This is a genomic window from Bacillus sp. Xin1, assembly GCF_013314535.1.
In the GTDB taxonomy this organism is placed as follows: domain Bacteria; phylum Bacillota; class Bacilli; order Bacillales; family Bacillaceae_G; genus Bacillus_A.
The window spans coordinates 1-25,753 of the sequence record NZ_JABUAE010000025.1 but is presented as its reverse complement, the minus strand read 5'-3'; the positions used below and the strand labels follow the sequence as shown (position 1 = coordinate 25,753).

General features: G+C 34.5%; 29 protein-coding genes, 4 pseudogenes and 1 riboswitch. Of the genes and pseudogenes, 12 read left to right on the top strand and 21 right to left on the bottom strand.

Annotation, left to right across the window (positions count from 1 at the left end):
* Window positions 1-108: 108 nt before the first annotated feature.
* Both HRG09_RS19105 and HRG09_RS19100 read left to right on the top strand, forming a co-directional pair.
* On the top strand, window positions 109-570 hold the full coding sequence (locus tag HRG09_RS19105) for a GNAT family N-acetyltransferase (protein WP_174102453.1): 462 nt from the start codon (window positions 109-111) through the stop codon (window positions 568-570).
* Between the two features lie 38 nt (window positions 571-608).
* Window positions 609-751, top strand: a riboswitch (cyclic di-AMP (ydaO/yuaA leader).
* Window positions 752-851: 100 nt separating this feature from the next.
* Entirely contained in the window at window positions 852-995 is a 144-nt protein-coding gene (locus HRG09_RS19100; protein WP_174102452.1) for a hypothetical protein, read from the top strand.
* A gap of 117 nt (window positions 996-1,112) precedes the next feature.
* Here HRG09_RS19100 and HRG09_RS19095 read toward each other — a convergent pair.
* Together HRG09_RS19095 and HRG09_RS19090 are read right to left on the bottom strand one after the other, a co-directional pair.
* Window positions 1,113-1,497, bottom strand: a pseudogene (locus HRG09_RS19095) (class I SAM-dependent methyltransferase); the annotation flags it as partial.
* Between the two features lie 319 nt (window positions 1,498-1,816).
* The gene (locus tag HRG09_RS19090; RefSeq protein WP_174102451.1) at window positions 1,817-2,695 is read right to left on the bottom strand and encodes a hypothetical protein; all 879 of its coding nucleotides are present in this window, start codon (window positions 2,693-2,695) and stop codon (window positions 1,817-1,819) included.
* Window positions 2,696-3,417: 722 nt separating this feature from the next.
* On the opposite strand from HRG09_RS19090, the gene HRG09_RS19085 reads away from it, so the two are divergent.
* Window positions 3,418-3,855: a GNAT family N-acetyltransferase gene (locus tag HRG09_RS19085; protein ID WP_174102450.1), complete on the top strand. Its 438-nt coding sequence runs from the start codon at window positions 3,418-3,420 to the stop codon at window positions 3,853-3,855.
* Between the two features lie 382 nt (window positions 3,856-4,237).
* Here HRG09_RS19085 and HRG09_RS19080 read toward each other — a convergent pair.
* Window positions 4,238-4,597: pseudogene (locus HRG09_RS19080) on the bottom strand (class I SAM-dependent methyltransferase); the annotation flags it as partial.
* 93 nt (window positions 4,598-4,690) lie between these two features.
* Complete coding sequence (locus tag HRG09_RS19075) at window positions 4,691-5,245, bottom strand: CGNR zinc finger domain-containing protein (protein WP_174102449.1); 555 nt, start codon at window positions 5,243-5,245, stop codon at window positions 4,691-4,693.
* A 107-nt stretch (window positions 5,246-5,352) separates the two neighbouring features.
* Between HRG09_RS19075 and HRG09_RS19070 the strand changes: the two genes are divergently transcribed.
* Window positions 5,353-6,537, top strand: a complete 1,185-nt coding sequence (locus HRG09_RS19070) for an MDR family MFS transporter (RefSeq protein ID WP_174102448.1) — start codon at window positions 5,353-5,355, stop codon at window positions 6,535-6,537.
* Window positions 6,538-6,605: 68 nt separating this feature from the next.
* Here HRG09_RS19070 and HRG09_RS19065 read toward each other — a convergent pair whose 3' ends face one another.
* Entirely contained in the window at window positions 6,606-7,088 is a 483-nt protein-coding gene (locus tag HRG09_RS19065) for a GNAT family N-acetyltransferase (protein ID WP_174102447.1), read from the bottom strand.
* Between the two features lie 250 nt (window positions 7,089-7,338).
* Between HRG09_RS19065 and HRG09_RS19060 the strand changes: the two genes are divergently transcribed.
* The 3 genes from HRG09_RS19060 (at window position 7,339) to HRG09_RS19055 (ending at window position 8,488) form a co-directional block, all read left to right on the top strand.
* Window positions 7,339-7,545, top strand: coding sequence for a helix-turn-helix transcriptional regulator (locus HRG09_RS19060; protein ID WP_174102446.1), 207 nt, complete (start codon window positions 7,339-7,341; stop codon window positions 7,543-7,545).
* Between the two features lie 6 nt (window positions 7,546-7,551).
* Window positions 7,552-7,929: a hypothetical protein gene (locus tag HRG09_RS29060; protein ID WP_254610128.1), complete on the top strand. Its 378-nt coding sequence runs from the start codon at window positions 7,552-7,554 to the stop codon at window positions 7,927-7,929.
* A gap of 82 nt (window positions 7,930-8,011) precedes the next feature.
* The gene (locus tag HRG09_RS19055) at window positions 8,012-8,488 is read left to right on the top strand and encodes a small multi-drug export protein (protein WP_174102445.1); all 477 of its coding nucleotides are present in this window, start codon (window positions 8,012-8,014) and stop codon (window positions 8,486-8,488) included.
* 134 nt (window positions 8,489-8,622) lie between these two features.
* On the opposite strand, the gene HRG09_RS19050 is transcribed toward HRG09_RS19055, so the two are convergent.
* From HRG09_RS19050 to HRG09_RS19020, 7 genes are all read right to left on the bottom strand, one after another.
* Entirely contained in the window at window positions 8,623-10,125 is a 1,503-nt protein-coding gene (locus tag HRG09_RS19050) for a malate:quinone oxidoreductase (RefSeq protein ID WP_174102444.1), read from the bottom strand.
* A gap of 322 nt (window positions 10,126-10,447) precedes the next feature.
* Window positions 10,448-11,062, bottom strand: coding sequence for a hypothetical protein (locus HRG09_RS19045; protein WP_174102443.1), 615 nt, complete (start codon window positions 11,060-11,062; stop codon window positions 10,448-10,450).
* Window positions 11,063-11,397: 335 nt separating this feature from the next.
* Window positions 11,398-11,943 carry a DUF2179 domain-containing protein gene (locus HRG09_RS19040; protein WP_000938450.1) on the bottom strand — a complete coding sequence of 182 codons (546 nt, stop codon included), beginning with the start codon at window positions 11,941-11,943 and terminating at the stop codon, window positions 11,398-11,400.
* Between the two features lie 160 nt (window positions 11,944-12,103).
* Window positions 12,104-12,502, bottom strand: a complete 399-nt coding sequence (locus HRG09_RS19035; RefSeq protein ID WP_174102442.1) for an ATP synthase subunit I — start codon at window positions 12,500-12,502, stop codon at window positions 12,104-12,106.
* Window positions 12,503-12,554: 52 nt separating this feature from the next.
* Window positions 12,555-13,877, bottom strand: coding sequence for a hemolysin family protein (locus tag HRG09_RS19030; RefSeq protein ID WP_174102441.1), 1,323 nt, complete (start codon window positions 13,875-13,877; stop codon window positions 12,555-12,557).
* A 125-nt stretch (window positions 13,878-14,002) separates the two neighbouring features.
* Window positions 14,003-14,410 carry a MerR family transcriptional regulator gene (locus HRG09_RS19025; protein WP_174102440.1) on the bottom strand — a complete coding sequence of 136 codons (408 nt, stop codon included), beginning with the start codon at window positions 14,408-14,410 and terminating at the stop codon, window positions 14,003-14,005.
* Window positions 14,411-14,542: 132 nt separating this feature from the next.
* The gene (locus HRG09_RS19020) at window positions 14,543-15,007 is read right to left on the bottom strand and encodes an SRPBCC domain-containing protein (protein WP_174102439.1); all 465 of its coding nucleotides are present in this window, start codon (window positions 15,005-15,007) and stop codon (window positions 14,543-14,545) included.
* A 387-nt stretch (window positions 15,008-15,394) separates the two neighbouring features.
* On the opposite strand from HRG09_RS19020, the gene HRG09_RS19015 reads away from it, so the two are divergent.
* Window positions 15,395-16,282 carry a DMT family transporter gene (locus HRG09_RS19015; RefSeq protein ID WP_174102438.1) on the top strand — a complete coding sequence of 296 codons (888 nt, stop codon included), beginning with the start codon at window positions 15,395-15,397 and terminating at the stop codon, window positions 16,280-16,282.
* Between the two features lie 75 nt (window positions 16,283-16,357).
* On the opposite strand, the gene HRG09_RS19010 is transcribed toward HRG09_RS19015, so the two are convergent.
* On the bottom strand, window positions 16,358-17,227 hold the full coding sequence (locus HRG09_RS19010; protein WP_254610127.1) for a pentapeptide repeat-containing protein: 870 nt from the start codon (window positions 17,225-17,227) through the stop codon (window positions 16,358-16,360).
* A gap of 231 nt (window positions 17,228-17,458) precedes the next feature.
* Between HRG09_RS19010 and HRG09_RS19005 the strand changes: the two genes are divergently transcribed.
* Complete coding sequence (locus tag HRG09_RS19005) at window positions 17,459-17,635, top strand: DUF1272 domain-containing protein (RefSeq protein ID WP_174102436.1); 177 nt, start codon at window positions 17,459-17,461, stop codon at window positions 17,633-17,635.
* Window positions 17,636-17,675: 40 nt separating this feature from the next.
* Here HRG09_RS19005 and HRG09_RS19000 read toward each other — a convergent pair whose 3' ends face one another.
* The 3 genes and pseudogenes from HRG09_RS19000 to HRG09_RS18990 all read right to left on the bottom strand — a co-directional run bounded on the left by HRG09_RS19000 (window position 17,676) and on the right by HRG09_RS18990 (window position 19,979).
* Window positions 17,676-18,245 carry an SGNH/GDSL hydrolase family protein gene (locus HRG09_RS19000; protein WP_174102435.1) on the bottom strand — a complete coding sequence of 190 codons (570 nt, stop codon included), beginning with the start codon at window positions 18,243-18,245 and terminating at the stop codon, window positions 17,676-17,678.
* 15 nt (window positions 18,246-18,260) lie between these two features.
* Entirely contained in the window at window positions 18,261-19,085 is an 825-nt protein-coding gene (locus HRG09_RS18995) for an MBL fold metallo-hydrolase (protein WP_174102434.1), read from the bottom strand.
* A gap of 39 nt (window positions 19,086-19,124) precedes the next feature.
* Window positions 19,125-19,979 (bottom strand): annotated as a pseudogene (locus HRG09_RS18990) (aminoglycoside phosphotransferase family protein).
* A 213-nt stretch (window positions 19,980-20,192) separates the two neighbouring features.
* Here HRG09_RS18990 and HRG09_RS18985 point away from each other — a divergent pair.
* Complete coding sequence (locus HRG09_RS18985) at window positions 20,193-20,402, top strand: hypothetical protein (protein ID WP_174102433.1); 210 nt, start codon at window positions 20,193-20,195, stop codon at window positions 20,400-20,402.
* 27 nt (window positions 20,403-20,429) lie between these two features.
* On the opposite strand, the gene HRG09_RS18980 is transcribed toward HRG09_RS18985, so the two are convergent.
* The 5 genes from HRG09_RS18980 to HRG09_RS18960 form a co-directional block, all read right to left on the bottom strand.
* Window positions 20,430-21,329, bottom strand: coding sequence for a PhzF family phenazine biosynthesis protein (locus tag HRG09_RS18980; RefSeq protein ID WP_174102432.1), 900 nt, complete (start codon window positions 21,327-21,329; stop codon window positions 20,430-20,432).
* Between the two features lie 17 nt (window positions 21,330-21,346).
* Window positions 21,347-22,114, bottom strand: a complete 768-nt coding sequence (locus HRG09_RS18975) for a GNAT family N-acetyltransferase (RefSeq protein ID WP_174102431.1) — start codon at window positions 22,112-22,114, stop codon at window positions 21,347-21,349.
* An 11-nt stretch (window positions 22,115-22,125) separates the two neighbouring features.
* Window positions 22,126-22,848, bottom strand: coding sequence for an alpha/beta fold hydrolase (locus HRG09_RS18970; protein WP_174102430.1), 723 nt, complete (start codon window positions 22,846-22,848; stop codon window positions 22,126-22,128).
* Between the two features lie 37 nt (window positions 22,849-22,885).
* Complete coding sequence (locus HRG09_RS18965) at window positions 22,886-23,446, bottom strand: GNAT family N-acetyltransferase (RefSeq protein ID WP_174102429.1); 561 nt, start codon at window positions 23,444-23,446, stop codon at window positions 22,886-22,888.
* A gap of 254 nt (window positions 23,447-23,700) precedes the next feature.
* Window positions 23,701-24,231 carry an NAD(P)H-dependent oxidoreductase gene (locus HRG09_RS18960; RefSeq protein ID WP_174102428.1) on the bottom strand — a complete coding sequence of 177 codons (531 nt, stop codon included), beginning with the start codon at window positions 24,229-24,231 and terminating at the stop codon, window positions 23,701-23,703.
* A 128-nt stretch (window positions 24,232-24,359) separates the two neighbouring features.
* Here HRG09_RS18960 and HRG09_RS18955 point away from each other — a divergent pair, with 128 nt between their 5' ends.
* Entirely contained in the window at window positions 24,360-24,683 is a 324-nt protein-coding gene (locus HRG09_RS18955) for a winged helix-turn-helix transcriptional regulator (RefSeq protein WP_174102498.1), read from the top strand.
* 521 nt (window positions 24,684-25,204) lie between these two features.
* Window positions 25,205-25,507, top strand: a pseudogene (locus tag HRG09_RS18950) (hypothetical protein); the annotation flags it as partial.
* Window positions 25,508-25,753 lie beyond the last annotated feature (246 nt).

Here is a 25,753-nt window from a genome sequence, read left to right as displayed (position 1 = left end):
TATATAAATATATTTTTATCACACTTTAAACAATAATTATATCAATGTTTAACACATATTTTTTCTTATCTCAAGATAAAATTTAACATACAAAAAGGAGATTAGCTAATGATTCGTAAAATTCCACCTACTTCTATTAAAGTAGCATCAGCTATTTTAGCGATCCAAATTCCTGCTTATAAAATTGAAGCAAAGTACATTAACAGCACAGCAATCCCACGTTTATACGATACTGTGGAAGACATTCAAAATTGTAATGAGACCTTTTATGGCTACATCTTTGAAAATAAACTAATAGGTTTTATCTCTTTTGTAAATGAAGGGACAATTATTGATATTCATCGCCTAGTTATATCTCCTGACTATTTTCATAGAGGAATTGCAACAAAGTTACTCCTTCATTTATTTAGCATATCCCCTGATACAAAGAAATATATTGTACAAACAGGGAAAGCAAACATCCCTGCACTTTCTCTATATAAAAAACACGGATTCATTGAAGTAACAGATATTATTTTACCTGACGGACTTGTTCTTACACAGTTGGAAAAGGCAGAAAATACAAAATAATTTGACTTATTTTGCGAGTTATGTTATCTTATTTTTTATAAAACCTTTTGCTGAATCCAAATTTTGGAACGGGGGAACCATTCATGTAGTTTATGCTACTTGGGGCGAATCTTTTTTAAGTAGGGAACTCTCACTTCCCGAGTCCGACAGCTAACCTCGTAAGCGTAATGGGAGAGGGAAGGTGCTTTTTACCTATGATACACAGTATCCCTCCTTAACTATAAAGCATGTGGAATCGTTATCATTAGAAACCTATATTTATAGAAAAGGAGACTCGTACAATGTTACGTTTATCAGATCATGAAATGAAAATGATGGAGCAACGTCTTAGGTTGGAACAACAACGTACGTATCAAGCTAACAAAATTGTAGATAGTTTACATCACAAATACTTTTTTCAACATATTTTTCAGCCAAAAAGATGAAGTGAATTTCTTGCGCATGTAAGATCATTTATATGTGCAGTATGACGAAACTTGAAAAAAGCTTTGCTATTGTTGCAAAGCTTTTTTCATATTGTATCTTTCCTTTTATACAATAACCTATTTTCGAACCTTAACTATTAACGTTGTCGGTAACATTCTCGCCTTATGCAAAGAATAATATTTTTTAGAAGGTGCAGCTGCTTGTTCATCAAAATCACTAGAAGGTTTATCCTCTACTATTCTTTCAATTGTAAACCCTGCCTTAATAAGTTCATTTATGTATGTACTCAATTTTCTTTTATATAATACTGCTTGTGCAGCTTCCCCTTTAAATGTTTGCCTCTTCATGATATGAAGATTCCAAAACCATTTCTGGCGTTCCATACTACAGGTTTGAATAAATCGGATGCTCCCAGCTAAAAACAAAACTTCCACCCTTTTTTAAATATGAATAAACAAGCTGCAATGTTTTTGGTAAATCAGATGTCCCCCCTAGTGTATAAGGGGTCACCATACATGCCCATCAACTTAAGGATTCAAAATTATCCCCAAACGAAAAAATTTGAAATTTATAACTATTGAAGTTACAGATTAATAGTAGATCCAAAAAAGTAACCTTACATTTTTGTAGGGTTACTTTTCTGTTCCATATTCCCCTTTACATCGTACTGCTTCGCTGCAATAGGGATCAGGTATTTATTATTAAACTTCATTTACTCATGATACGGTTCACCGCACATACTTAAATGGCAGTTTTCACTCCTAAAATATCCATAATTCTTACTAGAAATATAAAGATTCATCGTATCCTTTTCATCGATTTAGTGCATTTCAACAATTGTGCCATCTTCAAATACCTTGAATACTCCAGTAAATCCTGACCCAGCTGCGCCTTCTATTTTATATGTCGTACGCACTCTAATTTTATAACATTTCTTTCCATTTTCTACTTGAGTATCCTCAAGAGTGTAAGTGTATTCTTCATTATATTCTTTTTTGATATATCCTATAGCTTTCTCAAAAGTAAATTCATCATGATTCTTTCCTGTCTCCACCTTTTGATTCTTCTCTGCCTCTACCTTTTGATTCTTCTCTGTCTCCACCTTTTGACTCGTTACTGCATCTGTTTTTTGTTCCTTCACTGCTGCTACTGTTTCACTCTTTGTATTTTTTTCTTCTTCACCAATTTTAGTGATTAATCCTGAGGCTTTTTTATTATATTCTTCAAGGTTCTTGTTATCTTTTGTTTCTGAAACTAGCTTATTTAATATCTCTTTCGCTTCGGAATAATTTTTCTTACTTATTAACTCTTCACTTTTCACCAGTTGCTCACTATACTTCTTTTTTTGTTCTAAGATGGCTAGTAATGCTGTTCGTTCTTCTTTTGCTTGTTTTATAAGCGTATTACTTCCATTCTTCATGTTCTCTACTTTTTCAAATGACTTGATTGATTCTTCTACCTTTGTTTCTTCTTTTAGTTTCACTGCTTCAATCATTGCTTTCGATTGTTCTACAAACACTTTTGCATCTGAATCATCTTTTTTCTCATCTAGTGCTCGTTCAAATGATGCTAAGGCTGTTTTATATTCTTTATTAGTTAGCGCTGTCTTCCCCTCTTCCATTGCTTTTTCAAAATCTCCATTACTACATCCAGCTAGCATTAAAAATGTAAGTCCAATTAGTGTTAATAACTTTCTCATTTTCTCTCTCCTCCTATATATTCCTAAAACAATAACTTCATATGTATAAAAGTCTGTGTAGTAATTAGACTGAAAGTAAAATATGTACTAAATTGTGTGCGGGAAAGGAAGTACATTTCATTCACTATCATTACTTAAAAACCCCTAAATAGTTAGTATTCTTCTTCTTTCAAGACAGAAAGAAATTTTAATAATGCGCTAAAGCTCTAACTCAGACTCTTTACTACACACACTCTTATACACATACAAAAATCATTTTCAGTTTATAGTTTGCTATTTCTTTAATTTTAAATATTCTTAGTTGATTGGAAATACGGACCATGATTCGTAACACATCAAAAACAACAGAAAACAAAACGCAACAAAAGTTACATTTTGTAACCTCATCATAATACAAATGTAACATAAATGATTTAAACATACAGTAGTTTTTTACAGTATTTTCCTCTTTTTATATTTTAAGGCACCAATAAGATTCCAATCCTTAGTATAAATAAGAGTTCTTAATAAAAGCATGTATGGGAATCACCCCATTGCCATCAAGTTAAGAAAAGCAAATACCCCAAAACAAAAAACGCCATCCCTTCTATTCTCTTTTTTTACCATCTTATTATCTGAATTGTACTCAAAAAGCATTGCTTTAGGATACAATAGAGTCAAAAGGTGCGGTATTAGAATAGACCGAACCATGGATATATCAATATTAATAGAGGGGGAATTATATGATTCGTGAAGCTGACCCAAAGGACAGTCATGTAATTGAAAATCTATATAAAAAATTAGCACCACATAGTAAAAACATTAAGGTTTTACCAGAAAGAATTGAGCAGATAAGGAATGATTCTAATAATTTTTTATTTGTGTATGAGGAAGATTGTAAAGTTAAAGGAAGTATATTTATGACTTTTTGTCTTGATCCTGGATATCAATTTAGACCATATACCGTCCTAGAGTATGTAATTGTAAATGAAGATTTTCGAGGTAATGGGATAGGTGAAAAGTTATTAAAACATGTAGAACGGCTATCAATTGCAAGGGGATCCACAAGAATTATCCTATTAAGTAGTATAAATAGAATAGAAGCACATAAATTCTTTTCTAAAAATGGTTATAATGGCACTATAAGTAAGGGATTCAAGAAGTATATACCAATTAATTAAGTTTTCATTAAGGGGACAATTCAAAACCTTAGATTAATAGTAATTGTGTGTGTGTTAAATTGGATTTTTTGAGTATATAATTAGAGAAGAAAAGATATGATAAATCAAACTGAATTACTATGGAAACGTATAATTAATAGAGGTTCAAGCCTTGAAGTGAACTTTCAAAAAACATTAAACCTCTCATTAAATAAAGGTGTTTCTTTGGTAATTTACATAAATTTCATTATCAGTAGTAAGAAAATGAGCACATCCCTTATTGAAATCTCACCAATTTGTACCAAGCTAATACTTTGAAGTCTTCAAAAATAAAATTTAGCTCATTTTTTCGTTTTGGGGGTAACTTGTTTTCTTAGCTTGATGGGCATGTATGGTGCCCCCTATAAATAGAATATACAATATCAAAATGTTCTTTTGGAATATCTATTTCATCCTCTATCGCTGCACATATCAAGTATGGATTCCAGCCTTTCAATGTCTACTTCGCCGCAATAATTTGTGTAGTAGAAAGATCAACACCCCACAACTCTTTCACTCCATGCTTCGCCATATACGCTAAAGAATGTCCACTACCGCAACCTATACCAAGAACCTTTTTATTCTTAATCGTATCAAACAATTGAATTTCATCTTCAGAAGCAGTATACGGCCCGTACTTCGGTAAAGAATCTCTCTAAAAAAAGTAAGGTGCCACTATATCCCAGCACTTTTTATTTATTTCTAACATTTTTGTTTGTTCCATTTCTAATTCCCCTCCTTTACAGCCACGGTGCCATCAGATAAACACAATCATTTCTACACATGAAATCTCATTAGATACATACTATCTATATATTTAAACATTATAACTAGATTTCCCTTTTCTCTTCTCCCGATAATTTTTCACTTTCGCAATCGTACCACAAGCTCTTCCCTCTTTACTCCCTGCATACATCCCACACCAGCGCTTACTTCCGTTACGAGAATGATCATAAAAGACCCAGCGACAATCTGGACATGCTTTCAACCGATTCCACCTCTTTTGTTCAATCGCAGTCAAAATAATTTGTAACATCATCGTATAGAAATTCCGTCCCCCAATTGGTTCATATGTAATAAATTTCATATTTTTCGTCACACATACGCCAAATGGATATTTTTCAAACCATTTTTGTAATGTCCCTTTCTCCTCAATCGCGAAACGAACGTCATCTCTAAATTGCTTCAGCTCATCCAACGTGCCAAAAGAAAATTCCTCACTAAAATGGTTTCTCATAAATCGAAGTACATCATCTATTGTATTAAGCTCATCTACCTGCTTTCTTGTGTCATTTGGAATTCTCCATGTATTTAAAAACTCTCTTACGATTTCTAATTGTCCCGGTGTCTCTTGACTCTGACTCAAATCCATTCACCATCTTTCTAAAATTTACTTTTTTCTGACTTTATGTATAATTATAATATAAAAGAGTTAACCATTAAAAACTTTTACCGGTTACATTATAGAAAGGAGACTCTATGAAAAACTTTTCAACACCGATACGCGTTATACTTTTTTCATCATTTTTCATGGCATTTGGTTACTTTGCTGTGTACGCTTTTCTTGCCATCTATTTATCGAGTTTTCTACACTTCTCTACTTTGCAAGTTGGAACTATCTTAACAATTATGATAATTACTTCACGAATTATCCCTTTATTTTCTGGCATTATTGCTGATAAATTTGGATACATGATTATGATGATATCCGGATTACTCTTAAGAGGCATTGGCTTTATTTGTTTAGGAATATTTTCAGAGTTTCATACGATTTCAATTTCTGCTTCATTGATTGGGTTTGGAACTGCATTTTACGAACCTGCTGCTCGTGCTGTATTCGGTTCGCAACCTGCTTGCATCCGAAAAGATTTATTTACATACTTAAATCTCGCTTTTAACAGCGGTGCAATTATTGGTCCAATTGCGGGTAGTCTATTCCTCGTATGGAATCCTTTGTACCCCTTTATTTTTACTGGATTTCTTATGCTATTCTTTGCAATCATTTTTTATCTTCTTAGATCCCACTTCCAAGTTTCTACTGAAAATGTACAACTCTTATCTGGATTAAAAGTTGTTTTTGCAAACAAGCGTTTTCTCTCATTCTCATGTATTATGATTTTCTTTTACATTATGTTTACTCAACTTACTGTCGCTCTTCCACTTCATATGACCAATATCAGTCATAGCCCAAAGCTAGGTGGACTTGTTGTTACAGTGAATGCAATTACGGGTGTGTTATTTATGATTATATTCCGAAAAATATTTCACAAATATAGTACACTCTCGATTGTAAAATACGGCGTGCTACTTATGGGACTTTCTTTTTTACTTATTCCTTTGTTTCCACATCCATATTGGCTGTTTAGCTGCGTCATTCTATTTACAATTGGAGAAACACTAGTATTACCTAATGCTGATATCGCAATTGCAAATTATAGTCATGCCTCTTACACGGCCACATATTTTGGAGCTTATCAGCTTTCACTCGCTATTGGATTTACAATTGGTAACTACACAGGAACATGGTTTACATCAAAGCTGCAAGAGACATATACACCTTGGTTAATTTTGGGTGCAATGGGTGTTACAGGCTTTATTTTGCTTCATATGTTAAAGAATATGGAGCAAAAACAAGAAAATGAAATGATTCATACAGGATTATAAGCATATATAGTACGATGAAAAGCACCGTCCAGTTTATAGAACGGTGCTTTGAATTCAATAATATAAATTTATACATTTACATAGTTTTTTAGTTTTAAACAGTAAACAAATTCTGGATGGTGTCCTTCTTCAATCTCTCCTGTTGGCCTAAAACCCACTTTTTCATAAATCCGCTTCGCGCGTTCATTATCGTGAATAACCGATAAGAATATTTCTTCACATTTGTACGTTTGAACCATACTATCTATTACTGCTTTTAAAGCAGGAACCCCATATCCTAATCCTTGATATTGATGGCCAAGCATCATACTAATTAACTCATATTGCTTCGTTTCATTTCTAGACCCATACGAAGCAAAACCTATTAAAACGTCATTATCATATATAGCTTTCGGAGTAAACCCAAACGTTTGGCAAGCTGCAAGAAAGAAAGCATTTGAACCAACCCATCTTTCATATATTTGAATGTGTTTTTCTTGGATTTCATCTGATTTTAAATTAATAATTTCAAAGAAATTTTCTTCCGTTACATCTACTAATTTTAAATTCATCTTTTCCCCTCTTTCTATTTTTTGCATTATCTACTCTAATTCTTCATCGTATTTTTTAATCCTCTATCTTCTTAATGGATAAAACTATTCAATTTTAAAAGCTAGATAAACGAAACAACACCATTTTAGTTATAGATGGTGTTGTTTTATGTTTCTCAAGCAATTATTTATTACAAAATGCAAATGATTATTTACATTTTGTAAGCAATCATTTACAATGTTAGTAATTGGAAATGAGGGAAGGGAAATTATGATGCTTGAAAACAGAGTTAGAGAATTACGGGCACGATTTAGGTGGACTCAGCAAGATTTAGCCGATGCCGTTGGAGTGACAAGACAGACAATTGGGTTAATTGAAAAAGGTGATTATTCCCCATCTGTTACGATGGCGTTAAAAATAGCTACTGCGTTTCAAGTTACTGTAGAAGATATTTTTTATTTAACAGGAAAGGAATGAATATTTTTGATGAAACATATTTTGAGGTCTCCACTTATAGGTACGAGCTTATTTGTATTGATCATTGCATTTTTACTATTTTCTCTTATGGATACACAAGTCGTTATAGCTAGATTGTGTTTTGGGATTTTGGTAATGTTTACTTTTTTGTGGTTCGTTCTTACAAAGCATTATAATCGGAAGAATCCTGATGATAAAATTAAATTATTTGGATTTATCCCATCCGAATTTCGTGAAATAGATGAAGGTCAACAATGGGTGACCTATAAGGCTTGTAGGAATGTGTATATTTACTATAGCTTTGCACTTCCAATAACAGCAGGAGTTTGCTTCCTCTTTTCTCATAACATTCTCATTCCGCTAATATGCATAGGTTTACTATGATTAGGTCAATACATTGTCTATTGGTTAACTACTATTCTAATTTTCCATCGTATTTAATCTGAACAAAAACAGGGGGAACAATATGTTAGAATGGGCTCAAAATGCAGGTGAATTATGGCAATATGTAGTCTTATTTTTACTAGCCTTTGCTCCATGGATGGATGTATCAATCGTTGTACCACTCGGTATTGCATGGGGATTACAGCCATTTGCAGTAGGAGTGACAGCTTTTGCAGGGAATCTTATCTTGGTTTTATTACTTGGCTTCTTCTTTAAGCAGTACGCAAAATGGCAAGCAGCCAGAAAATTAAAAAAAGGGATAACAACACCTTCTAAAAAAGAAACTCGATCAAGGCGAATATGGGAACGATATGGTATTCCAGGGTTGGCTCTGTTAGCTCCAATTCTTGTAGGAACTGATATTGCAGCCGTATTAGCCTTAACATTTGGATCGAACCGGACACACGTCATAAGTTGGATGACTATTAGTCTAGCAGTATGGACAATCATTTTTACAGTTGCTGCGATGTATGGATTTAGCTTTTTAAATATTATTTAGAATCATATGAAGAGGCTGCCCCAAAAGATCGCTAAAAACGATCTTTTGGAGACAGCCTCTTTTGCATAGTTGATTTTCTTTTTTATTGAACTGTGTAATGGTCTTACATAGCTTTGTTTCTATACTCCAAGAATTTAACTATAAGCCAGTTCTTTTTTACTTAAACAAAGCGTTTCCTCTGTTGAATCATGAATTTCTTGGAAAAACCCTGGGTTTTCCGCTAGTGACACGCCATAAGAAGGGATCATTTCTTTTATTTTCGGTTCCCACGCATTCATATGTTCTGGGAAGCATTTTTCTAATACTTCAAGCATAACATGAACAGCAGTAGAAGCACCTGGAGAAGCACCAAGTAATGCAGCTATCGAGCCATCAGCAGCACTAACAACTTCCGTACCAAATTGAAGTGTTCCTTTACCACCGGCATCAGTATCTTTAATCACCTGTACACGTTGGCCTGCTACTACTATATCCCAATCCTCGCTTTTAGCATTCGGAATAAATTCACGTAATTCTTCCATACGCTTTTCATTTGATAACATAACTTGCTGGATTAAGTATTTTGTCAATGCCATCTCTTTTACGCCTGCCGCCAACATAGTGAGGACATTATTTGGTTTTACGGAACCTATCAAATCCAAATTCGAACCAGTTTTTAAGAACTTCGGTGAGAAGCCAGCAAACGGCCCAAACAGCAATGTTTTTTTGTTGTCCATATATCTTGTATCAAGATGTGGAACAGACATTGGAGGAGCACCAACTTTAGCTTTACCGTATACTTTTGCATGATGCTGCTCTGCAACTTCCTGATTGTTACATACCATAAATAATCCGCTTACCGGGAACCCACCAATATGTTTCGACTCAGGAATACCGGTTTTTTGTAGTAAAGGCAGACTTCCACCTCCGCCGCCGATAAAGACGAATTTTGCAGTATGGTATTCGATTTTCCCACTACTGATATCATGTACTTTTACTTCCCATGATCCGTCGCTAGCACGTTTAATATCCTGAACACTATGCTTGTAGTTTAACTCAACGTTTTTGTTCTGTAAGTGATCAAACAACATGCGTGTTAAAGCTCCAAAGTTGACATCCGTCCCAGAATCGATTTTCGTTGCCGCTATTGGCTCATTTTGTGTGCGGCCTTCCATGATAAGCGGAATCCATTCTTTCAGCTTTTCAGGATCATCGGAAAATTCCATTCCTTGAAACAGCGGATTTTTTGAAAGCGCTTCAAAACGTTTTTTCAAAAACGTAACATTATTTTCCCCTTGTACCATACTCATATGAGGTATTGGCATAATAAAGTCTTGTGGATTACGAATCAAATTGCTGTTTACAAGATAAGACCAAAATTGTCTTGAAAGCTGGAACTGTTCATTAATTTTTATAGCTTTGCTAACATCTATAGATCCGTCAGGTTTTTCAGATGTATAGTTAAGCTCGCACAGTGCAGCATGACCAGTACCCGCATTATTCCATTCGTTAGAGCTTTCTTCTCCTGCATCTGCTAATTTCTCAAACACCTTGATTTCCCATTCAGGTGCTAACTCTTTCAATAATGACCCCAAAGTCGCACTCATAACTCCGGCACCAATTAAGATAACGTCTGTTTTCTTCTGCATGTTGCTCATGATAATCTCTCCATCCCCCATATTGGCAAAAAAGACTAGGCACTTTTGGCTTCTATGCCACAAAAAAAACTGCGCCACCTAGGTCCCACCTAAGAATACATCTTTTCTGTCTCAATTATAACCCATCTCATAGTCTATTATAATAATTAATAGACTAAAATATCTAGTATTATCTGATAACTTTAAACTATTTATGATAATAAAATAGTAAAAAACCCCTTTACAAAGCTCTAGGAACACACAATCATTCAGTTCTTAAGCTCAACTTTTAGCCGTTACTTATAATATGTTTCTCTGCACTTAACAGGGGGAAACATTTTTATCATACTATGAGAGAAAAAGCTTTTTCTAATTCTTCCAGTACCTCTGTGTAATGTCGGATTTCTGGATATCGTTGCGGAGAAAGTGCTTTTGACGTTACCGGAAAATCGCAAATAAATTTCAAGACTTTATACTCCTTTAAATCCATTCGATTTAATGCAGCTAAAACGTCATTTTTGTTTTCACTCCATACTTGAAAGGTTTTAAAGTTAGTCACAAAAATCTCATTATAGGATGTACTATCTTCAGTTGCGATTCCAAATTGCAGAAATCCATCATTTATAAGTTCAAATTTATATTCCTTAAAGAGATTCATGATTCGGTCAAATTCAGTAAAAGAACTGAAAAATGGCTCTTCACCTTTCATTCCTACAAATCCATAGGCTATCCCTTCTTTAAACATTATATTAACTAATGTTTCAAATAAGCGCCAAACTTTATCAGCATCAATATTAATTTCTGTAAAATACTGAAATTTTTCGCCTTCAACCTCTCTCATCTTGTAGCCTTCTACAATGTTCGCCTGCGCACGATTTTGTTGTATGGTATCGTAATCATACCCCTTTGGGTAATCAATTTGATCTGGTATTTGTATGCCTAACGGTAATTTATACACGTTTTTCCTCCTCACATCCAAAGTATATTATTATGTACAAATAAAATAATTTATATATTTCAGAAATACTCCCTCATTCACTTATCATATTCTTTTGTATACTTCTGTATATGCAATTTCCAGCTATTTCTGCAATAATGTGAAACAACTATCATATTTATCCCATTATATCTACAAATTACCTTCTCATACTACACGATATTGCATTTATAACAAAAAAAGGATAGATCACTCAGATTTTCTCTGCTTGCATCTATCCTTTCCTTTTCTTTTCTATAAAATGTATAACATGACTTAGATATTATTCTCAAAATAAGAAGAAATTTGATTCTTTCTTACGATGCATGATCTTTCTTTTTCATTAACGCTCGTTTTTTCATCGCTTTCGTTAAGTAACCACCTTTGAAAGAACGAATTTCATAAGAAGACATAAATGCTTTTGGTGCAATGCGATTAATAATTTCTAAAAGCTCTTTCTCACGTGAACGTTTTGCAACAATATCTAAACGGTAACGAATCGAATTAATCCCTTCTCCTTCAAATACAGTTACGCCAAAACCAGAGTGTCTTAACTCATCTACTAACTCATTACAACGGTCTAGTAAACTAACTTGGTATGTAATATACCCAATTGCCAATTTATTTTCTATATAACCACCTAATAAAAGTCCAGCACTAAAGCCAATGACATAGGCTACAATATTCATCCAATTTGATAAATCTTGAAACACAATTCCTAAACTTACAATATAAATTGCACCTTCTAATAATCCGACACCAGCAGCGGATCTTGTTTGGTTCTTTACAAGCAAAATCGTCCGGATTGTTAAAACTGGAACATAAATAATTTGAAGTACAAAAATAAGTAGCGCTTGTAACATTTGCATCCACCTCTTTCAAAAAGTCTTTTGTCATAATAACATATATAACCTTGAGAAAGCGATGGGTTTTCTAAATTTTTTTATTTTTTCATGAAAAATAAAAAATAAGAAGGTAAAAAAGAACCGTTTTCGGTTTCCTTTTATCTTCTTATTTTGAGTCCTATAGCATCTTTTTTCGGTTTTCCTCTTCTTCTCTTGCTAACTGTATATTTGCATAAGCTAAATTCGCAATCATTAAAAAGTGACCACCTAAAATACCTGTACCAAATGCCCACATTTCCATTTCATGTTCAATTTCATACATGATGATTGCCCCCAATATAGCAGTAGCAAAACGATTTAAAATCCCGAGTCCCGGCGCGCGTTGCTTTAACACAATAATTCTACCAATTTTTTCAACTCTTCTCGCTAACAACCATAGGCAGTATGCACTGACTGCTAATCCAATCCCAAATCCAGTAACTTGCTTTGAAAAAGGCGTTATCGTCCATAAAAGTAGTAAACCACTAAAAATCATATACAGCTGTAGTTTGTATACTCGTAACGCAACTTCAATCAAAATATCCGCTCCTTATTTCAAGTTTTCCTATAGCTAAAAAGAAAGCAGCAACTTACACAGTTGCTGCTTTCTCTTGTTGATGATCAATTTTCCGAATTTCAACGCGTTTAATTTGATATGCATCTTTTTCAAGAACTTTAAATTCATATCCCTCGGCTTCCACACATTGTCCTTCTTCAATTTCATGATTCTGCATCATAATCCAACCGCCAATTGTATCCACATCTTCTTCCTCGATGTGTAGACCAAATAAATCTTTTACTTCTGTAATCAACACTTTCCCATCAACAATTTTGTGATGTTCATTCACATGTTGAATTGGCGGATGTTCATCTTCATCGTATTCATCACGAATCTCGCCAACGATTTCTTCTAATATATCTTCAAGCGTTACAATTCCGGCTGTGCCTCCGTACTCATCATATAAAACAGCCATTGGAATTCGCTTTTTCTGCATTTGTAGGAGTAAATCATGAATTGGAGTTGTTTCCATCACTTCAATAATTGGACGCATATACGTACGAATAGATGATAAATCTTTTGTATCGCCTTTCATGTATCGAATAAAGAAGTCTTTTACATTGACCATACCGATAATATCATCTTTATCTTCTCCAAAAATCGGATAACGTGTATATCGTTCACTTTGGATAATTTTCATGTGTTCTTCTACTGAATCTTCGAGATAAAAACCAACGATTTCTGTTCGCGGTACCATAATCTCTTTCGCAATGCGGTTATCAAATTCAAAGATATTATTTACATACTTATATTCTGCTTGGTTAATTTCTCCACTTTCATAGCTCTCTGAAAGAATGAGACGTAATTCTTCTTCAGAGTGAGCTACTTCATGTTCAGAAGCTGGTTTCAAACCGAATAAGCCAGTTACGACACGTGCTGAACCATTTAGTACCCAAATAAACGGATACATCACTTTATAGAACATCATTAAAGGTCCAGCAAATAATAAAGTTACTTTTTCAGCCTTTTGAATTGCCATTGTTTTTGGAGCCAATTCTCCTACTACAACGTGCAAATACGTCATTGTCATAAATGCAAGACCAAAAGTCAATACTTGTGAAATAGACGGATTTAAGTTCCACTTCTCAAATAATGGATGCAATAGCTTTTCTATTGTCGGTTCACCTAACCAACCTAATCCCATTGCTGTAACTGTAATTCCTAACTGACAAGCAGATAAATACTCATCTAAGTTTGTTGTTACCTTTTTTGCTGCTAACGCACCGCGTTTTCCTTCCGAAACAAGCTGATCTATGCGACTTGAACGTACTTTAACAATCGCAAACTCTGCTGCAACGAAAAATCCAGTAAATGCGATTAAAACCGCAACCATGACTAAATTAAATATTTCCAATGAATCCCCTTAGTTAAAAAAACTAAGGTGTTCACCTCCTGTATACTTATAATGTTTTCTTATTCTCTGTTTCTCTAGAAAACATAGCGCTATACAGAAATTAAAAGAGTCGGATCCAACTTTAACTATAACAGTAGTACTAGAGTTTGTAGTAAAGTTGTCGTTTGACCAGATAAAGATTTCGATATTTTTTCACGTTGTGAATCTGTTAACCCATCTAAAAGAGATTTCAACTGTGTTAGTTCTACTTCTAATTGATGGATATGGTTTGTCACTTCATTCACTTGTTTCGAAACGTGTTCATTGATACCGAGCAGCTTCTTTCTCTCCTCGATCCTCTCTTTAATCTCACAAAGCGGCATATGCATTTCCTTGCATTTCTCAATAAATTGTAATGTCTCAAATGCTGTTTCATCGTAGTAGCGATAATTAGATTGAGATCGCTCCGCTTTTAAGATACCTAGATTCGTATAATAATCAATCGTTCGTTTCGATACGTGAGCCAAGTGAGCCAACTGTCCGATTCGATACACCTTCCCAACGATTTTTCCCTCCCCATTTATGTTAAGAACATCATACAATACATAAACTGTACAGTCAAACGTGACAGTTTATTAGTAGCATAATATGAAAAAAAGACCTGCTATAACAGATCCTCTTATTATTTATATTGATTTTTCATTATTGTATGTAGATTCTACGCATTCTGCTAAATGCTCAAGTTGTTCTACATATACCGCACGTGACATCCAACCTGTTAACTTGTATAAAATGCGATAAAATAGATTACTAGGTGCATACTCCAAAATTAATGTAAGAAGTGTCCCTTCTTCCTCTTCTTCTAATACATATGTTGTCGTAGAATACCCTTGCTTCGTCTCGCCACCGAGAGTAATGATATACGGAGGTTCATACTCTAGAAATTCCACCTCTGATTCATATACTTTCTTTCCTAGTTTCTGTACCGAAATAAACGTATCTCCCACACGTGGATTTTCTTTCACTCGCTCTAACGGATAATGATTTTCGACTAAAAATGCATTCCATTCTTTTACTTTTTCATCATCTTTTACATAATCAAAAACAACTTCAATTGGTGCTTCAATCAATACTTCAATAGCAAAACTCATTCATGTACTCCTTTTATATACCCTTATTTATATATATATTGCGACAGAATGATTATGCCATATTTTATTTGGTGAAATACAAGTGTTATTTTACTATTATTTCTCCTATTTGAATTTCTATGATTTGAATTTAAAATTGCAGCATGAAAATAAAAGGATTAATGGATGTCCCTTCGATAATCTGAAAATTAAGTTATAATAAAATTAATTTATCATAAATAAATACACATATTGAGAGGAGAATCTCTAATGTACTACAACAACCTATTCGAAAATGATCAACCTGTAATCCGTCTATAAACTAAGGCGGGCATTTGTCTAACAAATAAACTATGCCTCGTCTTAGGGATCTCATATTATCCTACAAATAGACGGAGGTATTTCACAATGAAACAAACCATTTTAGGCGCTATATGTTTATCACTTGCAGCAAGTATTTGGGGCGGTATGTACGTTATTAGTAAATATGTACTAGACTTTATTCCCCCTCTCACACTTGTCTGGCTTCGCTTTATTATTGCTTTTTTCGTCCTATATATGATTTTGAAAATAACAGAACGAAAAAATAAAAAGAAAATCCATATTCATAAACGAGACTGGTTCCTTTTCGCTTGGATTGGTTTCATCGGCTACTTTGTTTCAATTACATGTCAATTCATTGGAACGAAACTATCTGATGCTCACACAGGCTCTTTAGTTACAGCAGCTACGCCAGCATTTATGGTCGTATTCGCTTCATTGATTTTGAAAGAAAAATTAACAACTCGTAGAATACTCTCTACTATCTTAGCTACAATAGGCGTCATAATTGTCATTGGATGGGATATAGAAGTTGGTTCTTACTTTATTGGCACAATCATTTTAGTTGGGGCCGCTATTACGTGGGCTTTACTATCTATTTATGTAAAAATCGCATCTACGCGCTTTTCGTCCTTGGTCATTACAACGTACGCAATATTCTTTTCTTTATTTTTCATTACACCTTGCATGATTTGGGAGTTACAATCAAGTCCAATTGAAAACTTAAACGTCAATATCATTTTAGGTATTCTCTATTTAGGAATCATCTCCACTGCTGGTGCCTTCTTTCTTTGGAATAAAGGATTAGAGTTAATGGATGCTAGCATCGGTTCCCTATTTTTCTTTTTCCAGCCTATTGTCGGTTCATTACTAGGGTGGTTACTTTTAAATGAAACGTTGAATCATAACTTTTTCATTGGTGGTATCCTTATTATATTTAGTGTCGTGATAACTACACTTGAAAAGAAAAAGTAGCAATAATAAAAAACAGGCTATAAAAATATAGCCTGTTTTTTTATATTACCTATTAAGATAAAATTTATATTTTTCTCACGCAGACCAATGCGCAGGACGAGAAAGTAAACTTGGTAATTTCGTGTTTACATCCCCTTTCGCTGCATTAACCTGAACTTGAGTCAGAAAAATGCTCTCCGTAAGGTTCGCTCCTCTAAGATCAGCATCCCGTAAATCAGCACCAATAAAGTCAGCCATTCTTAAATCAGCTTCTCGAAGATCAGCTGCAATGAGGTATGCTCCTCGTAAATTCGCCCCCTTAAAGTCTGCCCTTCTCAGCTTTGCCCCCATAAGGTTTGCTCCTCGGTGATTTATCCTTTTATTTTTTTTCGAACTCTTATACTTGTGACGTGATTCCGTCCATACTAGTTCGCTTGTCTTTAAAAGAAGTTCATTTACATACGCTCGCTGTGATGGAACATTTACATCAATCAGCAAATCTGGGCTAAGATAAGAAAGTCGCTCCGTCTCTTCAATCGCAGCACGAATCTCTTTATGAATCGACCGTGTTGCTCTTAACGCTACAGCCTCATTTAAATACCAAAGCATTTCATGAAGCTGGTGCATAATCGGAAAAACTTCATACATCTTTTTCGCATGTCCCGGACCTTCTCTCCAGTCAACACCTTTGAAAGTCACCTGCGAAACCTTTTGCCCTGCACCGAAACATTCAAAAACGGTGCACCCTTTAAATCCGCTCTTCCTAAGATTTTTATGAATGCTACAACGAAAGTCTGATTGCAGATTGGAACACGGCTTACCAGCATCTTTATTAACTGCAAAATCAGCTGAAGCTGCGAAAGGTAATGCAACGCAGCACAAACCGAAGCAGTTCTCACAGTCAGCTCGTAAACTGTTAAAACTTACACTATTTTTTGAATCTAAATCATAATTATTTTCTAACAAAACATGTACCCCCTGTTGCTGTATTGCTTGTTTAATTTTATATAAATAGGCATATAAAGTGAATAATTTATCCCGTTCATTTTTAATGCATAATCGAGCCATAAATCAAATATCATATTTCATTTCAAACGCTACACTAACTTCCAAATATACTTTCATTTGAAAAGGACATATTCTCCAATCTATATTATCATTAAATTATAAAAATTCATATGAATAGGAGGCAATCCGATGGCATTAGAAATGAAAACAAACTGTCAAACTTGTAGCACTTCACTGCAAACAGATTCGGAAGTTTATATTTGTACGTACGAATGTACATTTTGTGCACCGTGCACAGAGAAAACGCATCATGTTTGTCCAAACTGCGGTGGTGAATTAGTGCGTAGACCGAAAAAGAAATTATAAAAGCAAAGCTAATCTCAGCTTTGCTTTTCCCTTGCAACATCTATTTGAAAATCTCTTTTAATTTACTCCCAATTAACTCAGATAAATATTCATAGCCAACGGCACTAAAATGCAGCCCATCACGCTCTTCATTTTCTACAAACTTCTTATAATCTAATTCTCTAATCATATGAGAATGTAAATCAAGAAAGTGACTTCCAGTTTGTTTTGCTACTTCTTCCACCACTTTTGCATACTGCGATAATACTTCGTTTGTTCTTGCGTGCTGCCTTTCCTCGTCCACTGATGCTGGGCTAATTAGCAACACCTTTTCTGGTGAAATTCTTTTTACAATTTCCATTAAATTTGATTTATATTCTTGTAGTGGTACTTGTTTATGACATGCCGCATCATTTGCGCCAAAAAAGACCGTTACAAATGTCGGCTCATAAGATAGCACATCTTCTTCTATTCTTCTCAAAGCATCGAACGTATTATCACCAGAAACACCTGCATTTTCTATTTTCCAATTCGGAAACTGCTCTTGTAAACGTGGCGTTAATCTCGGTGTTTCATTCCAAAATGTTTCATCAGCTGTAATGCTATCACCAAAGCATACTAATATATTCATTTCTACATCTCCTCTTTATGTATGAAACAATTTACCTTCTATCGCTGAAATATAACGCTGCGCAGAGCGTTCTACCGCTTCATTCGCATCCTCTTTCACTACTCGGTGAAAAGCATTGTACAAGCGATTAAAGGATAAAGGTTTGACCCTTCTCGCCATCTCTTCTACTTTATTTGCTGGTAACGGAATTAAGTTTGGATAACTGTACATGAAACTAACCCACTCTTGATCTGCTACTACTTGAATAATGTCGCCTGTCAATAAAATCCCTTTCCCATCATTCCCTTCTGACCAATGTAACACAGACCCACCTTTAAAATGTCCACCTAGACGATGCACTGTAATTCCATCAGATAATTGCAATGATTCCCCTGACCAAAAAACAATATGGTTACTTGGACGTGCCACCCACTGTTGATCATCTTCATGTATATAAAGTGGTACATCAAATCTTTCCGCCCATTCAACTTGAGTAGAATAATAGTGCGGATGGGATAATGCAATTGCATCTAATCCCCCTAATTCTTTTACTCTCTCAATTGTAGTTTCGTCGAAATACGTAATGCAATCCCATAACAAATGATACGATTCTGTTTTTACCAAATAAGCTGTTTGACCAATCGCAAATTCTGGTTTTGTTGTAAAACTATATAGCCCTGCCTCTTCTTCAATCATTTCATTTTGATATTTGTTGCTCGCTTGTAAATCATCAAGCGTTGTCCAAGATTGCCCCTTCGGATTTACATATTGTCGCTCTTCATTACAAATCATACAATTCGTTGGTTCCTCTACACTTGCTGCATATTGTACGCCACATGTTGTACAAACAAAATTTTTCATAACATTTCTCCTATCCCCATTTTATTTTCTAGTGAACTTTCATTGGTAACGAATTTGATCCATCCAATAACACCAAGCTTTTAAGTAAGCATCTAAATCCTCTGGATGATGTCTCAAACAAGCATCTAGCCTGCAATATAAAACAATTGCGACTTCTTCATATAAAACTTCCCTCGCTCTATTACGGAATATACTCTTTTCTACTATCTCGTCTACCATTTCCGTCGTTAACTCTTCTGGCGTCGAACAAAATGCATAAATTAAATCCTATATTGGATCTCCCAGCACTGGAAAAGGGTCGATTACGCCATATAACTTATTTTCTTTACATATAAAATTATGAAATCCACAATCACCGTGTAATAGAAATGGTTGATTACAATATCTCGTTCTATTTGAACTACGTACTAATTTAAGAACCGTTTGAAAATCGGCTTCTGCTATATAAGCCCTCACATTCTCGCAGGTCTCCATTATCCTTTCTAAAAGAAAGTCCTGCCAAGAGGCTACCGGTTCTTCTTTCCATCCCCACTGATCCATTTTCATAGCTGGTTTATATGTATGAATCACTTTTTGGACAAGTGTAAAAAGAATATCCGTCTTATTCCCCGCATCACAACTTATGGAACCAGGAATAAATGAATACACCATCTATCTATATAATGGGTCAACATACAAAAGCTTAGGAAATATACTTTCATGTTCATAAAAGGCGAGAAAATATGCTTCTTCTTCGATAACTTTTGGTTCATTCAACTTTATAACATACGGTTCATTACCTTCTATCAAATATAACTTACTCATCGTACCGCCCGTTAATTTCTTGTATGTTGTAGGAGAATCGGCAATCACTTTATTTACAACTAATTGCTCAATCACTTTGGCAATATCCATTTTTATTCCCCTTATTCTATATATGTAGCAACTTTATTATTATTTGACAACTACAGAAAAAAACCTTTAATATCCTTTTTCTTATACATATTTTATTTGCAGTTCATGAAAACCTACTGCAAATTAAAAGTATGAAACATGAAGTCTAACTTGTAATTTTGCTAAATACTGGGCATGCTAGAAAAAATACTTATACATATTAGGAGGACATATATGAAACCCGATTTTTTACAAGCTATAAACCAAGCTATCGGTAATGTTGCACATATCCACATTGAAGAAAGTGGTGCAGATAGTCTGCTAATTCATCATGATGATGCCCAGCAATTGAAGCATGTTGCAGAAACGTTAGAAAATCACAATTTCCATTCCGTAATGAGGCAAAATGGAGATACATCTTTTATTGAAGTTGTAAATAGATAAAAAGTTCGGTTATATACCGAACTTTTTTCAAATCGAAATTTGAAACTCTTTTACATACACCGCAGTTCCCGAAACCTCAATTTGCAGTGAATGTTCTTCCTGATTCTTTGTTACAGAAACAGCCACACGACCATCCCTATTCATTTCTTGTCCTTGTTCAACAATTAATTTCATTTCACTATCAAAATCTTTCCTCAAAAACTTAGCATAATACGCCCCCATTACACCAGAAGCTGTTCCCGTCACTGGATCTTCAATTGTTCCAGAATAAGGTGATGAAAAATGTCGACCATGCATATGCGCTGCTTCATCATACGTTTCTAAACAAAGAGGATGGATAGACGCCTTTGGTATCTCTTTTAGAATAGATGGAAACTCTTTATTATTTGATTTCATTCGTTGACAAGCATCCAATGTTTTAACTGGAACAAGTAGAGTCCAAATCCCCGTACTCCCATACACAATTGGCAACGTTTCATCTAAATCATTTTCATGAAGTCCAATGCTATGAGCTAATTCTTCAGTAGAACCATCAAACTTTTGAAACTGTGGAGCTGTTTGTCTCATTCTAATAAACACTTCTCCATTTTCATCCATATCGATATGTACTGGTAAACCCCCTACTTTCGTTTCTATTGTAAGATTTTCTTTCCCCTTTAATAACCCCTTTTCATGAAGTGCAAATATAGTCCCCACTGTCGCATGTCCACAAAGATTCATTTCTTGCCCTGGTGTAAAATAACGAATCCTTACATCAGCTACAGTAGAAGGAAGCACAAAAGAAGTTTCGTTAAACCCTACTTTTTCTGCAATAAGCTGCATTTCATAATCTGTCAATCCTTCTGCATCTATTACAAGTCCAGCTGGATTTCCCATATCCGGTTTATTACTAAATGCATCATAATGAAAAACCTTTATTCCCTTCATTTTCCCATCCCCTACATTCATTCAAAAATTTTACAATATAATTCCGTTTCAGTCCTTATAGAACAACCATTTTTCAAAAACACTTTTTGCATTTTTTTATTTGCTGCATGGGTACTTCCTATATAATAAGTAGCTCCCATTCCCCTTAATATATGTAAAGATTGACGGTGAATATGAGTACTCATTCCTTTCCCGCGTTCCTTCGGCAAGAGGCCGAAATAAAATAATCGTCCTTCCTCCTTCGTACCTGGTTCAATATGAGGAATGGATATTCCGACTGGTTGATTTCTTTCATAAAAAGCAATACATGATTTTTCCCATCCCTCGCCTAATTCTGCTTGTATCGCGTAAAAATGTTCATTTATATTAAGAATGGATGATTGATTATCTGAACCTGACATACATCGCTCCCAAAGTGATTTAAATTCATCTTCAGACAATCCCCCTTCGTCTATAGAGCGAAAACTATACTGTTTTTCTGGCGTTACGGTGTCCGAAAGGTTACGAAATACCTCGATTTTTGCTGCGTAAAGTTGAAAGTTAAATTCACATAACACTTTTGCACTGGTAGTATAACTGTTGAAACTTTTATCTAGTAAAATGCTCGCTCTCTTTACATTCCAACTTAAACAAACCTCTACAAATCTTTTTATCTGTTCTTTATAATTTTGAGGATCATACAGCGAATCTTCTTCCGTTTCTTCAATCGTCATTGCATGTGGTAAACCATTTAATATTTTTTTCGAAGGACCAAATATGTTTTGAACAGTTGTAAGATTGTACATTTCATTCACTCCTAAAAGGATTCGCTTACATACTTTCGCAACTCTTCTCTAAGTCTACTTTCATTTTGCATCCAAATATAGTGTTCAGCTTCTACTATTTCAGTAGCTTTAGCTCCATTTATAAGAGATGCTATTTGTAAAATAGGCCAAGATGGTCGTATATCCTTCTGCCCATATATAAATAGAGTTGGTATGTGAATTTGTGAAATCTCTTTTAATACATTTGGTTGTTTAATAAAATGTCGCCAAGAACTCATTAAAGAACGGTGCACTTCCTTATTGTAAGAATACACCGAATCTGGACAAGTCTCCCGTTTTCCTTTCACCCCCTCTTCATATGCACGTTTCCAATCTCGATCATTTTGAATACCGGTTCCTGAAATGGAGACAAGTCCTAACAATGAATTGGGCTGTAATATTGCATACGCAAGAGCTAAATCAGCTCCCCACGAATGCCCCATAACGATCCACTTCTCAATTTTGTAATGTTCTCGTATTCTTTCCATATCTTCTATACATTTTTTCACACCGTATCCTATACCACCAAATTCAGAACGCCCACATCCTCTAGGGTCGAATCGAATCACTTCGCATATGTCGTCTATTAAACTTGCGACTGGTTCTAAATAATCAGAACAGCCTGGCCCACCACTTACGAGTAAGACAGGAATTCCTTGTCCTTGCTTCGCTGTCCATAAGTGGCCCCCACTTGTCTCTATAAATTGTTCTTCCAAATTTATCCCTCCATTCTATATGACTTTACAAATTCCTTTATTCACCCATCTGATTTTTATAATAAATAAGAAAATCAGTCCACTCATCATTTTCAAAAGAAAATGCTTTTCTCGTGCATTCAAAATCAAACCCTACTCTTTCAGCGAGACGAATCGATGGCTCATTATCAACATTTATATGCAGCTCAATGCGGTGGAAATTAAGACGCTCAAAGAATAAATCCATAGTGGCCCGTACACTTTCTACGCCATAGCCCATTTTCCAATACTGATTATGAATCGAATATCCCATCATCGCCCATTGATAGTCCATGCGTAAAATTGTAATAAGCTCAACTTTACCAACATTCGCACCATCTTCTTTACGAAACACTCCTAACACATACATTTCATCCCGTTTTGCTGATTCATCAAAGCCACGTATCCATTTAGCAAACCATTCTTTTGTTGAATACGCTATATCTTGATAACCATCATCGTATTTATACTGAGATGGTAAGCGATTATTAAATCCTTCATACCAACTTGCATAATCGGCTTCCTGAAAAGGACGTACGATAAGTCTTTCCGTCTCTACTTGTAACAATGGGCATGTCATTTTTTATCTCTTCCTTTATATTCAATTCTCTACATTCTATTTCCGAAGAAATATTATGTATCACTAGAATTTTCTTTATCATTTTAATAGAATTACAAAATTTAGTAAATCAATATAATCCCAACAAAAAAACCTAATTTCCCGTCATTGTAGCGTGAAATTAGGTTTTTTCTATGCTTATTTTCTTAACTTTTTAAATCCGCATTGACCCCAAAATAGAAACTTTATTGAATTAAGATCGGGATATTTTTAAATCATATATAAAGATTACTTTTATTCATAATATATTTAACATAATCAGCTGCACTTCTTTCGATATCTTCATCTTTTAGTTCGTACTCTGCTCCATACAACATAAATGTTTGTATGAATTTCATCCCCGTATATAGACAAGTCGCTTGGAATGGCTTTGTTAATTCTTTCATTGTAAACCCATCTTTATACTGAGTTTCTAATCCACCTATAGAAATCGCCAAACCAAATTCTTTATTACGTACTTTATCTCCTGTAGAACCATACGCAAAACCGTACGTTAACACATCATCAAACCACTTTTTTAATAATGGTGGTGAACTATACCAATAGAACGGAAATTGAAATATGTAACGATCGTGTTCTAATAATAGCCTTTGTTCATGCTCAACATCGAACTCCCAATTAGGAGCTACTTTATACAATTCATGTACTGTTATCTCATTCGAATATTTCTCTAATTCTTCTTTCCATCTTTTATTAATCCGTGACTCGTCAATATTTGGATGTGCTACAATTACAAGTGTTTTCATAAATTTTTTCCCCCTTATAAAAAATGAAATCCTTTAGTATTAGTATGTATTAGTTACATATAATTGAAAAGTACGTACTTTCAGGTACTATAGGAACCTCAAAGTACCTATGGAGGTGTAATATGAAGATGAATCAGAATCATAACTTCCCTATCACTACTACCCTTGAAGTCATCGGTGGAAAATGGAAGAGTAGTATTTTATGCATTCTTATGGAGGATAAGAAACGGACTCACGAACTGAAACGTGCCATCCCTGACATTACACAAAAAGTGTTGACGCAACAATTACGGCAGCTTGAAGCTGATGGGATTATCCATCGAACTGTATATCAAGAAGTTCCACCAAGGGTCGAGTACACAATAAGTGAATACGGAAAATCTTTAATACAAATTATGAATGAAATGTGTGAATGGGGAAAAGATCATCAAGTCAAGAAAACAACTAATTGAGTTAGCACAGCAAATGTTATAAATCTAATTCATGTACAAAAAAAGAACTTGGCATATTATTTTATTTAGAATCAAGAGATAGGTGCTTGGGATAGGTATACTAAGAATAATTATATAATGTGCAACATTATATAGACAAAAAGAAGAGGATAGATACAAACAGAGGAATTCTGCTTGTTCTATCCTTTTGTTGTACTACAAATGACCTCATTTACTACTACAATGTATTTGCTTGTAGTAGTAAATGTTGCTTTGAAAAAAAGTTTGATCAAAATACGCTCTACATATATTCTACTGAATTATTCTTTTATAGGGTAGCACCATGCCCATCAACTTAAGAAAAGTAAACACTCCCAAAACAAAAAATCTCACTTCTTATCTGAAAAAAGATAAGAAGTGAGATTTTTTTAGATACTACCTATAATGGAACGTTATGTTAAATTTACATGAATATCCTATTCATCCAAATTTGCATAAAATTGTCCTTGCTGATGGTACAATTAAAATCATGGAGGGATAATATGTTATATATGGTGTTTTATTATGGGATACTGTTTCTTATACTAGGTATTGCAATATTTATGTTTATTATGGCTGGGTCACGAAAAATTAGGGATAAAAATCTATCATTCGTAATGGTCGGTTTAGGGATAAATATACTTGCAAGTCCATTGGCACTTTTTATAGGTGTGATGGCAACAGCTTCTCCAGACAGTACTAGACTTGATTTTTGGAAAGGATTTCTCTTTATTCAGGGAATACCGCTTATCATACTACTTCTAGCTTTGGTATGGTGGTTTATTCGCAAGAACAAAGAAAAGGTCCACAAATAGAATTTTAAAATGAATTCCGCTAACGATAATTATGTAAATGAGCTGTCCATATGGGCAGCTTATAGTATTTTTTGCTTAGCGTGGTATTTTTCCAAAATGCTGGCGGTACCCCATCACAATCAAGCTAAGAAAAGCAACTACCCCAAAATGAAAAAAACGTTATTCTTTCAGTAAAATACTTGAAAGGATAACGTTTTTTATGGTTCTCTCGCTTTCTGAATAAGCCCGTTGAATATG